Source organism: Lutispora saccharofermentans, from assembly GCF_024363565.1.
In the GTDB taxonomy this organism is placed as follows: Bacteria; Bacillota; Clostridia; order Lutisporales; family Lutisporaceae; genus Lutispora; species Lutispora saccharofermentans.
In genome coordinates this window covers 143,725-157,284 of the sequence record NZ_JAJEKE010000007.1, presented here as the reverse complement: position 1 = coordinate 157,284, position 13,560 = coordinate 143,725, and the positions used below count along the sequence as shown (strand labels likewise).

10 protein-coding genes and 1 tRNA gene are annotated in these 13,560 nt (G+C 36.7%); 1 reads left to right on the top strand and 10 read right to left on the bottom strand.

All coding sequences use genetic code 11. The features are described from left to right. Positions 1-7: 7 nt before the first annotated feature. From mutL to LJD61_RS10020, 9 genes are all read right to left on the bottom strand, one after another. Positions 8-1,798, bottom strand: a complete 1,791-nt coding sequence (mutL, locus tag LJD61_RS10060; protein WP_255227398.1) for a DNA mismatch repair endonuclease MutL — start codon at positions 1,796-1,798, stop codon at positions 8-10. A gap of 19 nt (positions 1,799-1,817) precedes the next feature. Then, positions 1,818-4,421, bottom strand: coding sequence for a DNA mismatch repair protein MutS (gene mutS / locus LJD61_RS10055; RefSeq protein WP_255227397.1), 2,604 nt, complete (start codon positions 4,419-4,421; stop codon positions 1,818-1,820). 79 nt (positions 4,422-4,500) lie between these two features. Beyond that, complete coding sequence (gene miaB, locus LJD61_RS10050; protein ID WP_255227396.1) at positions 4,501-5,949, bottom strand: tRNA (N6-isopentenyl adenosine(37)-C2)-methylthiotransferase MiaB; 1,449 nt, start codon at positions 5,947-5,949, stop codon at positions 4,501-4,503. A 17-nt stretch (positions 5,950-5,966) separates the two neighbouring features. Then, positions 5,967-6,683 (bottom strand): ABC transporter ATP-binding protein, encoded by a 717-nt coding sequence (locus LJD61_RS10045; protein WP_255227395.1) that lies wholly within the window; start codon positions 6,681-6,683, stop codon positions 5,967-5,969. Then, entirely contained in the window at positions 6,676-7,446 is a 771-nt protein-coding gene (locus LJD61_RS10040) for an ABC transporter ATP-binding protein (protein ID WP_255227394.1), read from the bottom strand. Before LJD61_RS10040 ends, LJD61_RS10045 begins: the two co-directional genes overlap by 8 nt. Next, entirely contained in the window at positions 7,446-8,501 is a 1,056-nt protein-coding gene (locus LJD61_RS10035) for a branched-chain amino acid ABC transporter permease (RefSeq protein ID WP_255227393.1), read from the bottom strand. Before LJD61_RS10035 ends, LJD61_RS10040 begins: the two co-directional genes overlap by 1 nt. 3 nt (positions 8,502-8,504) lie before the next feature. Next, a complete protein-coding gene (locus tag LJD61_RS10030) occupies positions 8,505-9,395 on the bottom strand; it encodes a branched-chain amino acid ABC transporter permease (RefSeq protein WP_255227418.1) in 891 nt (296 codons plus the stop codon). Between the two features lie 369 nt (positions 9,396-9,764). Next, positions 9,765-10,316 carry a hypothetical protein gene (locus LJD61_RS10025; protein ID WP_255227392.1) on the bottom strand — a complete coding sequence of 184 codons (552 nt, stop codon included), beginning with the start codon at positions 10,314-10,316 and terminating at the stop codon, positions 9,765-9,767. A gap of 83 nt (positions 10,317-10,399) precedes the next feature. Further along, positions 10,400-12,019: an MBL fold metallo-hydrolase RNA specificity domain-containing protein gene (locus LJD61_RS10020; protein ID WP_255227391.1), complete on the bottom strand. Its 1,620-nt coding sequence runs from the start codon at positions 12,017-12,019 to the stop codon at positions 10,400-10,402. A gap of 203 nt (positions 12,020-12,222) precedes the next feature. On the opposite strand from LJD61_RS10020, the gene LJD61_RS10015 reads away from it, so the two are divergent. After that, a tRNA-Pro gene (locus tag LJD61_RS10015) sits at positions 12,223-12,299 on the top strand. On the opposite strand, the gene LJD61_RS10010 is transcribed toward LJD61_RS10015, so the two are convergent. Further along, entirely contained in the window at positions 12,300-13,361 is a 1,062-nt protein-coding gene (locus LJD61_RS10010) for a CotS family spore coat protein (RefSeq protein WP_255227390.1), read from the bottom strand. It lies immediately after the preceding tRNA gene. Between the last annotated feature and the right edge of the window lie 199 nt (positions 13,362-13,560).

Genomic DNA, 13,560 nt, shown 5'->3' with positions numbered 1-13,560 from the left:
AATCACCTTATACAATTCTCTTAAATTTCTTTTCTATCTCGGTTTTATCCATTGTTATTATTGTGGGGCGTCCATGAGGACAAGTATAGGGCTGCTTTGTATTAAACAGCCTGACGATCAGTTCTTCGATCTCTTTGGTCGTCAGATTATTTCCTGCTTTTACCGCAGTTTTGCAGGCAATCTGTATTATAGTTTTTTCATATATAACAGAAAAATCATTTCTATAATCATCAATCGTGTCCAGCAGCTCAGATATCACGAAGCCGGAGCAGGGCTGGCCCAGTATTATGGGCACTTGCCTGACAGCCAAAGAATTTTCTCCAAAAAACTCTATATCAAAACCCAGGTGATTCAGCACTTTAAGCCCTGCTTCTGCCAGATTCTTCTCTTTTGGAGTAAGTTCTATTATAACAGGCATTAATAGCGGCTGCTGATCAATATTTCTGAGCTTTGCCTTGTTCATCAGCTCTTCATAGACTATTCGCTCATGAGCGGCATGCTGATCTATCATCATGAAACTGTCATCTTTTTGATATATTATATAAGTGTTAAACAACTGCCCAATCACCTGGCCCGTTGATAAAAGCTCTTTGTCTTTTACTGCTATAGGCTGGGGCTTCAGGTCAGGCTTAGAGTCCCATATATAGCTGCTTGTATGTTTATTGGGAATTTGATTTATTTCAAAGCTTTTTTCCGGTGAATCCGTGGGAGCTGATGTATAAGGCCTATAATCCTTAATATCATTCAGCATGCTTGCTTCTTTTATGCTAAAGCTTTCACTATCCTTAAAGCTTTCTGTATATACTGTCTCATTGCTGGTCAATGTCTGATTTAAAGAATAATAAACCAAATTGAAAATACTCCTATCATCGGAGAACTTTACCTCTGCCTTGGCAGGGTGGACATTTACATCTATTTTATCCGGCTCGATGTCGATATTCAATATTGAAACTGGAAACCTGTTATTCATCAAAAAAGACTTATATGCTGTCTTAACAGCTTCTTTAAGCATGTTGTTCTTGATAATTCTTTTATTGATCGAAAATATCATATAGGTCGAATTGCCTTTAGAAAATTCAGGCTTAGATATATACCCGTTGATCGACAGCAGCTCATTGGAGTAACTCACCGGCAGCATCATCTTAGCTGCTTTCGTGCCGAATATGCATTGTATGACTGAAAGCAGATCCCCGTTTCCCGGCGTATGAAATATAATATCATCATTCACTATATACTTTATTGCCACATGAGTATTGGAAAAAGCAATTTTCTCTACTGTATCGGAAATATAATTAAGCTCGGTTTTATCGCTTTTTAAAAATTTAAAGCGGGCCGGCGTATTATAAAATAAGTTTTTCACCTTAATGCTTGTGCCAATAGAAGTGCTTATTTCCCTGTTTTCAATTATTTTACCGGATTTTATTACTAGTCTGCTGCCCAATATATCTTTTTCCGACTGACTTTCCAGCTCGATATTTGCTACGGAAGCAATGCTGGACATCGCTTCTCCCCTAAAGCCAAGAGTTCTTACCGTCATTAAGTCATCAATATCTTTTATTTTGCTGGTCGCATGCCTTTCAAATACGTGTGGCAGGTCATCGCGCATGATGCCGGTTCCATTGTCAATAATGGAGATCAACGACTTTCCTGCATCTTTTATATCGATAGTAACTGAGGTAGCCTCAGCATCAATTGAATTCTCCACTAACTCCTTAACCACAGAGGCAGGTCTTTCAATTACTTCGCCTGCAGCTATTTTATTTATAGTATCTTCTTCTAGTAAAATTATTCTACCCATGTTTTCCTCCATAGCTTAATTAATTATAGAAGTGCTTCGCCTTATCTTTAAGCATACTGATCTTATTCAAGGCTTCAATCGGTGTCAGGTTATCTAAATCAATATTTTTGATCTCCTCAGCCAGCTGATAAATGCTGTAGTTAAAAAGGTTAATTTCTTCCTTTGCCCTTTTTGCTTTTTTATTTTTCTGCTTCCCGGTAACCGTTATCTTAGTGTTTTCCTCAGACTTATCCAGAACCTCCAGGATATCATAAGCTCTTTCCAGTATTTCTTCAGGAACACCGGCCAGCCTTGCTACATGTATACCGTAACTTCCGCTGATACTTCCTCTTTTTATTTTGCGCAAGAAAATAATATCTTTTCCCTTTTCCTCAACGGCTATATAATAATTCTTGATTCCAGGCAATTTGCTTTCCAATTCTGTCAATTCATGATAATGTGTAGCGAACAAGGTTTTACATCCCAGTTTAGTCTTGTCTGAAATATATTCCACAGTAGACCAGGCAAGGCTTAAACCGTCAAAAGTGCTTGTGCCTCTTCCGATCTCATCTAAAACAACTAAGCTTTTATCTGTTGCACTATTTATTATGTTAGCAAGCTCTGTCATTTCCACCATAAATGTGCTTTGGCCGGAGGCAAGATCATCAGAAGCTCCAACCCTGGTAAAAATTCTGTCTACAACACCTATTTTAGCATAAGATGCAGGCACAAAGCAGCCTATTTGAGCCATCAAAACGATGAGGGCAATTTGCCTCATATATGTGGATTTTCCGGCCATATTGGGTCCTGTTATTACTAATAGCCTGTTATCATCACAATCTAATAATGTATCATTAGGTACAAAGCCGCCTTTAATGCTCTGAGCCTCCACCACGGGATGACGCCCATCTTTGATCTCTATCTCTCCATGGCTTCCTATCACTGGTTTTATATATCCGTTTTTTTGCGATATCTCAGCATATGAGCATAAGCAATCAAGCGTTGCCAGCAGTTGAGCAGTTTCTTGTATTCTGCCTATATGATTCCCAATCTCTTCTCTTATCTTTACAAATATCTCATATTCCAGTTCAATCAGCTTTTCATCTGCATGCAGGACCGTTTCTTCCAGTTCTTTTAGTTCAGGTGTTATATATCTCTCTGCATTTGATAAGGTTTGCTTTCTGATATAATCCTCAGGGATATTTTCAATATTAGATTTTGTAACTTCAATAAAATAACCGAAGACTTTGTTATAGCCTATCTTTAAGGATTTTATTCCTGATCTCTGCTTTTCCCTTTGCTCTAATTCAATAATCCACTGCTTGCCGTTCGAAGAGGCTTTTTTGTATTTATCGATCTCCTCCATATAGTTATCCTTTATAAGATTACCCTCCTTAAGGCTGAAGGGAGGATCTTCATTTATAGAGAGGTCAATGATTTCATATAAATCTTTTAAGTCGTCAAAGTGCCTGCATATTTCATCAAGCATAGAGCCTTTGAAATTTGAAACAATGGCTTTTATGTACGGCAGATTAGTCAAAGAATTCTTAAAGGCAATCAAATCCTTGGCGTTTGCTGTCCCTAAAGCTATTCTGCTTCCCAATCGTTCTATATCATATATTGAATTTAAATATTCTTTTAATTCCTCCCGCAATAGAAAATTGTCCAATAGCTCGGAAACAGCATCCAGCCTTTCATTTATTTTTTCAACAAACAAAAGCGGCTTTTCCACCCATTGTCTAAGCATCCTGGCCCCCATAGATGTATTTGTCCTGTCCAGAACAGACAGGAGCGAGCCTTTTTTGCTCCTCTCTCTTATAGTTTCACAAAGCTCCAGGTTTCTTCTGGTGTTCTGATCTAAAACCATATAATTTGAAATGTTATACGGCTTGATTTTATTTATATTATACAGAGAATTTTTTTGTACTTCATCCAAATATAATAAAATAGAGCCTGCAGATTTTATCGATACTTCGCTTTCCAACCCAATGCCATCAAGTGCCTCTATATTAAATTGTCTTTTCAGCCTTCCGGTGCATTCATCTAACTCATAATATCTCTTATCTAAAATCGTCGCGGTTTTATATAGGTCTTGAAGCTTTTCATTTTCGATGTTTAACAGCATTTCTGAAGGATTTATCCTATTTATTTCATCAATGGCCATACTCCATAGCTTTTCTTCCGTAATGGTAGCAAAGAACTCACCCGTAGATAAATCAATATATGACAATGCAATATGATTATTTGAAATATAAACGGACATCAAATAGTTGTTTACTTTATCATCGAGCATGAGACTGCTGGTTATCGTCCCCGGAGTAATGACTTTGATAACTTCGCGCTTAACTATACCCTTAGCTAGTGCGGGATCTTCTACCTGCTCACAAATGGCTATTTTAAAATTATTTTCTATAAGCTTGCTAATGTATGCATCCGCTGCATGATAAGGTATGCCGCACATAGGAGCTCTTTCTTCCATGCCGCAATCTCTTCCTGTGAGAGTAATTTCTAAAACTCTCGACGCTGTTATCGCATCGTCAAAAAACATCTCATAGAAATCTCCAAGCCTAAAAAAGAGAATTTTATCCTTATGTTGATTTTTAATCTCCATATATTGCTGCATCATTGGTGTCAATTGTGACATGTCCCCACCTCTTTCCTAATATATCAATTATATCAAAAAATCAGACATATAAAAGCTCTATTATAAAAACAACCAGAGATTAACTCTGGTTGTTTTTATTTTCTATCAGATCTCCGTTTAATGACCAAGAAAATATATCAGTAATTTTTACATAAACCAGATCGCCTATTTTTACTTTATCCCCTTTAAAATTGACGATTTTGCCCGTTCTGGTCCTTCCTGTCATTATATCTTTATTGGTTTTGCTGGGGCCATCCACAAGAACCTCATAGACATTATTCTTATAGCCTTCATTTATCTCTCTGGAAATTTTATTTTGTACTTCTATCAGTTTATCAAAATTTATATGCTTTCTCTCTTCACTGATCTGGTTTGTCAGTTTTGCTGCAGGAGTGCCTTCTCTTTTTGAGTATATAAAGGTAAATGCTTGATCAAATTCGACCTTTCTAACCACATCAAGAGTTTCTTCAAAGTCCTCATCGGTCTCTCCGGGGAAACCAACGATGATATCTGTCGTCAATGCTATGCCGGGAATTGCTTTTTTCACTTTGGCAATCTTTTCAAGATATTCTTCTTTACTATATACCCTGTTCATAGATTTCAATATTTTGTTGCTCCCGGCCTGGAAAGGCAGATGCAAATGCTCGCATACCTTGCCGCACTCTTTCATTGCCGTTATCAGCTTATCCGATATATCCTTGGGATGGGAGGTCATGAATCTGATCCGCTCTATGCCTTTGATCTCGTTAACTTTATATAAAAGATCCGCAAAATCAAAGTTTATATCAAGATCTTTTCCATAAGAGTTTACATTTTGACCTAATAGCATTACTTCTTTGCATCCATCATAGGAAAGCTTGGATAATTCATCTATTATATCTTCCGGGTTGCGGCTTCTTTCCCTTCCTCTTACATATGGAACTATACAATAGGAGCAGAAATTGTTGCAGCCATACATAATGGTGATCCAGGCCTTATGCTTTTCATCTCTTTCTATAGGAAGGTTCTCCACTATGACTCCGTCAGAGTCCATTATATCTATAAGGGTATATTTTTCATGCAGAGCTTTTTCAAATAACTCAGGAAATTTATATATATTATGAGTTCCGAATATCAAGTCTACGTGTTTATATTTTCGCTTTATCATATCCACGGCATGTTTTTGCTGCATCATACAACCACATACGCCGATTACCATTCCCGGCTTTGATGCTTTTAAATTTTTTAAGGCACCAATATTTCCATATAGCTTTAACTCTGCATTTTCTCTCACACAGCAAGTGTTAAACAGAATGACATCTGCCTTTTGATTATCATCAGTATATGAATAGCCCATGCTTTTTAATATACCCTTTAACTTTTCAGAATCCGAATTATTTTGCTGACAACCATAGGTAATAATTCGGGCATATTTTATCTTCCCTGTATTATTGTATTCGCTATCATTATTTGCTTTTATTCTTTGAGCAATATCGTTTTGTCTCATCAACTCTTCAGTTGAAATGTGAGTGCTTTCTTTTTTTATCATAAAATATCTACCTCTATTTAATTGGCAACATTCTCACCCAGATAGGCATTCTTTATTTCATCATTATTAAGGAGGTCCCGACCTTCACCTCTTAGTTTTATCTGGCCTGTTTCTATTACATATCCAATATCCGCGGTATGAAGTGCAGCATTTGCATTTTGTTCGACCAGGAGTATCGTAACACCCTGATTATGAATTTCTTTAATTATACTAAATATATCCTTTACAATCAATGGTGCCAAGCCGAGGGATGGTTCATCCATCATCATAAGTTTAGGTTTTGACATCAGGGCTCTGCCTACAGCCAACATTTGCTGCTCCCCTCCTGATAGAGTGCCGGCCATCTGCCAATTTCTTTCCTTTAACCTTGGAAATAGGCCATAAACCCAATCCAGATCATTATTTATATTATTGACATCTTTTCTGAAAAAAGCACCTAATTTTAGGTTTTCCAACACTGTAAGGTTTGGAAATATTCTTCTTCCCTCAGGCACTAATGTTATTCCCATCTTTACTATATCCTGAGTTTTCATATTCAGCAAATTGACGCCATTATATGTTATAGAGCCGCTCTTTGGCTTTACAAGCCCGGTTATTGTCCTCAAAGCAGTACTTTTTCCAGCACCGTTGGCCCCAACCAATGTGACAATTTTTCCTTCTTCAACTTCAAGGCTTATGCCCTTTAATGCCTCAATGCCCCCATAGGCGACGACTAAGTTTTCAACCTTAAGCATTATCTTCCACCCCCAAATAAGCCTCAATGACTCTTTGATTATTCTGTATTTCCTTTGGGCTGCCGTGAGCGATAGTAATTCCATAATCAAAGACATATATTCTTTCAGATATTCCCATTACCACTTGCATATGGTGCTCTATCATGAAGATTGTAAGCTTAAAGTCATCTCTTATCGTCTTGATAAATCTTGTAAGATCCTCTGTTTCTTTAGGATTCATGCCGGCAGCCGGCTCATCCAACAGCAATAGCTCAGGATTTGTGGCTAATGCCCTGGCGATTTCAAGCCTGCGTTGTTTGCCATATGGCAAGGAGCTGGATTTTTCGTTCTTCTCATCTGATAAACCCACGATTTCCAATAGCTCCAGAGATTTATTGATCATCTTTCTGTCTTCATTCTTATATTTTGGCAATCTGAGCAGTGCCTCAAACACGTTAGATTTTATATGAAGATGATTGGCAATCAATACATTATCCAGCACGCTCAAATCTTTGAAAAGCCTGATGTTTTGGAATGTCCTGGCTATCCCTGATTTAGTTATTTGATGAGGGGGAAGCTGAGTTATATCATTGCCTTTATAAAATACTTTTCCTTTTGTAGGCTTATATACGCCTGTTATCATATTGAATGCAGTCGTTTTTCCTGCTCCGTTGGGGCCGATTAAGGCAACAATTTCTCCTTTGTTTAGTGTAAGATTAAAATCTTTAACAGCGGTCAAGCCGCCAAATTGCATTGTAATATTATTGGTTTTGAGTATTTCCATCATTCTTTACCTCCTTTTAATAGAGGTTTTTTAAAAGATATAAAATTTAAAAACTTATCCCAGCTAAACTCATTGGTTCCCATGAGTCCGTGCCTATAAAATAGCACTACCAGCATCAGCAGTATGGAGAACACTACCATTCTCATGCCTGCAACTCCTGGTATTACAATAAAGCCGAGATCCATGGACTGATCAAGGAAACGCAGAGCTTCTTGGGAGATGGTTACTACAAATGCCGATATCACTGTTCCTGTAATGCTCCCGATGCCTCCTAATACTATAATCAATAAAATATTAAATGTCAAAGTGAATCTAAACATCAAAGGATCTATCGTACCTAAAAGATTTCCCAAGAGACCTCCACCGATTCCTGCAAAAAAAGCTCCAATAGTAAAAGCTAATACCTTATGCTTAAATAAATCTATTCCCATGCTTTCTGCAGCAATCTCATCTTCCCTAATCGCTTTGAAAGCCCTTCCATAACTGCTGTTGATCAGCAATCTCATTGCAACGATTGTAAAAACAGCAGTACCAAAGCTCCACCACAAATTCGTATATGCAGGTATGCCCTTTAAACCTAACGCACCATTTGTAATAGTTTGGGTATTGGTGAAGATAACCCTTATGATCTCTGCAAAACCCAATGTGGCAATAGCCAGATAATCTCCTTTTAATCTGAGGGCGGGAGCCCCGATCAAGAATCCTACCATTGCCGTTAAAACTCCCCCCAGCAAAAGAGAAGGGAAAAATGGCCAGACAACATTGCTCAGCGGAGCCGCTATCGGCTTTAGAAAAAAGTTTTGAATTTTAGCATTAACTGAAAGAGTAAGTATGGCAGTTACATAAGCACCAACAGCCATGAAACCTGCATGACCTAACGAGAAAAGTCCGGTAAATCCATTGATCAAATTCATGCTAAGACCTAAAACAGTATATATGGCACATAGATTAAGGATCCTTACTATATAAGCGTCAAAATTTTTATCTGCATAATATATAAACCCTATCAGTAAGATTAATGATATGCTTGTAAGAAAATAATCTCTTTTTTTCATAATCTACACCTTCTCCGAAATTTTTTCTCCCATTATGCCCGTGGGCTTAAAGAGGAGTATGACTATAAGGAGTATAAATGCAAAAGCATCTCTATATCCGGTTAAGCTTTGAAAAAAGGCAACCAACATAATCTCACCAATACCTAGAATAAATCCTCCCGTAACAGCGCCTGAAATGCTTCCAATTCCGCCGATAACTGCAGCTATAAAGCATTTCAGCCCTGGCATTACACCCATCAAAGGCTGTATTTGGGGAAACTTCAATCCCCACATTATGCCTCCTATGGCAGCTAACGCAGACCCTATACCAAAAGTGACTGAAATTGTCCTGTCTACATTGACCCCCATAAGCCTGGCCGTTTCATGGTCTTTTGAAACCGCTCTCATAGCCATTCCTGTCTTAGTCTTATTGATAAGGTATGATAGGGCTAAAAGCAATGCCACTGTGACAATGGGTATCATGAACGTCAATCTTTGAACAGAAATATTGCCGATTTGCACTACAGACGTAAGAATTGGAGGAGTCGGGAAAGCTTTTGGCCTTCCGCCGAAAATAACTATTGCAAGATTTTCGATAAGAAAAGATGCGCCTATAGCAGATATCAAAATTGAAATTTTAGGGGCATCCCTTAGACTCCTGTAGGCTGATACCTCAACAAGCATGCCCAGTAAAGCGGTAAGTATAATTGTGACTGGAAAAGCAACATACCATTTCATGCCAAACAACACACCGAAAAAAGCGAAATATGTAGCCATCATAAAAATATCGCCATGTGCAAAATTTATTAATCTTAAAATTCCATAAACCATAGTATAGCCTATGGCAATAAGTGCATAAAGGCTACCTAAGGAGATCCCATTGGCTAAATGTTGCAGGAACATGTCCATTGTCATATTAATCATATATTCACCACCTGTTTTTTATTGATTTATTTAAATAAGCTTCCGTATTTCAGGAAGCTTATTACATAATGCATAGGAAAGTGTCGCTTTCATCGATTTACACTTTCCGTTACATGCAACCATAAAAGGCTTCATTTATTCTAACTATTCAATTGAAGCCTTTTATACAAAGCGTCAGCCAAACATGGAGGATCCGATTTATATTTATGAAAGCATAGATTGTGTATTCTTAAGTGGACATCGCGTCGGTTTGTCTATGCTGCAAGGACATATGTCTGCCGTTGACTTATTATTTAGTTAATTATACTATAGAATTTTTATACATACAACAGAAAACACATACATTTATATACTAATGGATCACATTACCACATCACCATTATTTTCATCTTTCCTTTTTGCAAGAATGCTGATTATAGTCTTTGCTTCTTTCTTCGTCAAATCCTTAGTGTATTCTTTGCCTGTTGTCCTTATGATCAGTTCTTTTAAATCTTCGTTAGATATGTTCGCACTTTTGGCAAATGCAAAGATATCCGTAAGCTGTGTTTTTGAAGCCGTCTCCTTTTCATCGCTTTCGTTTTGGCTTTCCACCTCTTCAAAGCCTGTATATTCAACGCCGTATCCTGCAAATCGTAAGGCCCTGGCTATGGCTCTCGTTTCAGCTAATTCCAAAATTGCATTTGATAAGACTCTGTCTCTCTTGACAGAAGCATTACCCAAGCCGTTGAATACTCCTTTTTCTGTTTTGACCATGGCATGAATTATTGCTACCTCAGTATCATATGAAATGACTTTTGTTTCTATGCTGAGATTTGCATTATCCTCATGGGCAAGCCTTAACCTGCCTCCTACAACCGGAAACATCCTGCCCTGAACTTTTACCAGTTCTTCATTTTTAAAATTGTTAAGCATTTGATCACCTTCAATAATATTTCTTTATTATTATTTTTCTCAAATGCTTTAATAATATTAGTCGATGGCAAAATGCATCGCAATCAGCTTTTCATGACCTTGTCTATATCTTCGAGCCCGGATAATATATTTTCTATTTTTTTAGTTAATATTATAGTCTTGCTTCGATCAGCAAGCTTCTCGTCGCCAATAGCCGCTTCTTTTAATGCATACATCATGGTTTTAATATCATCCAATAGCATTTCTGACCTATTATCTTTTGCATAATATTTTTCAGGTATATTGACTATAGAGTCAATTGAAGATTCGATTTCAATAGTTTCGCCCATATGAACGATCTCTGCTTTAGAATCAAATTTATCCTGCAATATTTGAGAAAATTCCTTCAAAGAATCTTCCTCTCCATGAGTCAAAAATATTTTTGCAGGCTTTTTTGTGAAAGATGAGAACCAATCTATAAGCCCATTTTTATCGGCATGCCCCGATAGGCCATTTAAATTATAAATTTTACAATTTACATAAATATCTTCTCCAAATATCTTTACCTTTTTTTGACCTTCTAAGATTTTTCTGCCGAGAGTCCCCTTGGCTTGATATCCTACAAAGACCACACTTGAATTTCCCCTCCAAAGGTTATGCTTGAGATGATGCTTTATCCTGCCTGCATCACACATACCGCTGGCAGAAACTATTATGCTGCTCCCTTCATGAAAATTTATAGCTTTTGATTCTTCCGCTGTTTTTGTAAAAACAAGGTTTGGAAATTCAAAAGGATTGTCTCCCATTTTTATCAAAGACTTAGTCTCATCGTCAAATAAATCCTGATTATTTAGAAATACATTAGTGGCATTGATCGCCAATGGGCTATCCACATATACAGGTATGCTTTTTATTTTAGAAAATTCGCTTTCCTTCATCATATTCAGCATATATAAAATTTCTTGTGTTCTTCCTACGGCAAAGGAAGGTATAACGATGTTGCCGCCATTTTCGATTGTATTTATGATTATATCAAGAAGGAACAATATATTATTCTTTGCATTATCATGAGTTTTGTTGCCGTATGTTGTCTCCATGATCAAATAATCGGCTTCATCAATCAATGACGGATTTTTCATTATGGGCATATCTTTATTGCCTAAGTCTCCTGAAAATACAAGCTTTACTGTTTCGCCTTTTTCCTTTACCCATAATTCGATTATAGCCGAACCAAGTATATGCCCGGCATCTTTATATCTGATTTTAATTTCCTCAGTTATTTCAATTGTTTCATCATAATTAATCGCTCTAAAGTATTTTAAGGAATCCTCAGCATCAGCAGCGGTGTAAAGCGGTTCAACCAAAGGTCTGCCGGCTCGCAGCCTTTTTCTATTGGTCCATTCAGTTTCCATCTCTTGGATATATCCACTGTCAGGCAGCATTATAGCACATAATTCCCTGGTAGCCTTTGTAGCTAATATCTCTCCGCTAAAGCCTCTTTTTGCTAGCAGCGGTATCCTTCCGCTGTGATCTATGTGAGCATGAGTCAATAAAAGAAAATCAATTTTTGCCGGTTCAAAGTCAAACATATTTCTATTTAGATCCTCTGAATCAGCATCACCTTGAAACATGCCGCAATCAATAAGTATTTTATGCTTGTCAGTCTCTAATAGATAGCATGATCCTGTTACCATCTCGGCAGCGCCATAAAAACTAAGCTTCATAATAAACCTCCAAATATGTATTAATGCGAGCAGCATATTTAATATTAATTTTTATATTCTTCTAAATAATCTAATATCCTTCTTTTTATAATTATTTCACAATTTGCGATTATGGTATTGACTTTAACTCTTTTTGAGTATATTATAAAAAAGGCTTCATAATTAGAGGCTTGAATAATAAGTACTCACATAACACACATAATCGGGGCATGGCGCAGCTTGGTAGCGCGCTTGGTTCGGGACCAAGAGGCCGCAGGTTCAAATCCTGTTGCCCCGACCATTAAAGCTTGATATTATAATATTTAATATAGGATTCTATAAATCTTTCTTTCTGTTCTTTATATTCTAATATTCTATTTAGTTTCCTTAAAAATCGTTCATTTTTCCACTTTTTCTTTTTCAAATATTTTTTTCTGCCTAATTTATAAAATTTATAAGGAAAAACAAGCATAGATAATATTATCTTATATTCCTTTTCATCTACATTCCTTACATTTTCGTATTCAAATAGCATGCTTCTGCATAAATCAAAATCCCATAAATATTTTTTGTTTGCCATAATTCTCCTTAGAAATTTGCCCAGATCAGCCAGTGGCAAATCATACAGGCAACTCTCCAGATCTATCAAATAATAGTTGCTTTGTTCATCCTTAAGGATATTTTGATAATAGAAGCTATCATGACATATATATAGCTCCTTTTTATTTTTTTCGCATAGCTTGTCATAATCCGAATTCTTTAAAATGTTTGCTGCGAGTTGAGCCTGGTGAATGTAATAATCTATATTTTCATGGTACAGAATGTCAAAGCTGTTCTTATCTGACTTCATATCAAGGCTTTCCTTTATGCTATTAAGAAAATCTATTTTTTCATTGTACAATTTGGGCAGCTTTCCTATGTTGCTTTCAAGCTTAATTATCTTTGTTTGAAAGCCCTTAGCCTTATTATGAAACTCGGCCAATAGGCGTATGCTCTCCATAATGTCTCCAATATTATCAAAATCTACTTCCACTGCATCGATCCAATCTGCTAAATAATAAGAAGAGGATTTTCTCTTAACGAGTACCTCACCTGAAGAACAATATAATGGATTGGTAACCTTATCAAAGCCTTGGATTTTAAGATAGTTCATTATGCTTATGCTCTTTATAGCCCTTTTTTCTCCGTTTCCTATTTTTTTTAGACAATAGAAGCCTTCCTCCGCAGCGACCCTGTAAATACTTCTTATTTTTTGAACGTCAATGATGTTCAAATCATAATTTTTTAATATCTTATTGACTTCCATTTGTTCTAAAAAGACCATGTTTGATGATTCATATATGTGTTTTAAAGCAAGATTCAAATATATCAGCTCCTATACTTATTATTGAACGAGACTTCATTCAATGAGGGATTTAATCCCCACTGAATGTTAGTCGAGTCCATGCTGGACTTAGCCGCCCTTTGGCACTCGCCTTAGAGCAGGTCAGTTCAGTGCTTATTACATTATATTTCGTATTGCAGAAAGATATAATCATTAAAACCTTATATCAAAAAATTTT